This window comes from Lacisediminihabitans profunda (assembly GCF_008040105.1).
Taxonomy (GTDB): domain Bacteria; phylum Actinomycetota; class Actinomycetes; order Actinomycetales; family Microbacteriaceae; genus Lacisediminihabitans; species Lacisediminihabitans profunda.
The window spans coordinates 1-302 of record NZ_VRMG01000037.1; the positions used below are offsets into that span (position 1 = coordinate 1).

The following is a 302-nucleotide window of genomic DNA, read 5'->3' on the forward strand; positions in this document are numbered from 1 at the left end:
GGATGCTGCGGGCCGGGAGGCGGCGACGGTCCGGTTGGCAGAGCAGCCCGGGGTGAGCATGAACGCGGCGGCGAACACCTCCGCCCCGGGCTCAGGCAACGGAACACCGGCGAAGACGAGATCGCAGAAGACCGACCCTGCGAAGAGCAGGTCGAGGTGTGGCGTCGCGGCGGTTGCCGAGTCTTCACTGAGCACGAGACTCCAGAGGTATGAGATCGGCGCAATCATCGGTGATCGAGTTTGCGCAGGTGTTATCCAGTCGGCGGATCGGATGTGACGAGCGTACGTCGAAACTGCGTCAA

1 pseudogene is annotated in these 302 nt (G+C 64.6%); it reads right to left on the bottom strand.

The annotated features are described in order from the left end of the window. Window positions 1-228: pseudogene (locus FVP33_RS18960) on the bottom strand (hypothetical protein); the annotation flags it as partial. Window positions 229-302: the final 74 nt, after the last annotated feature.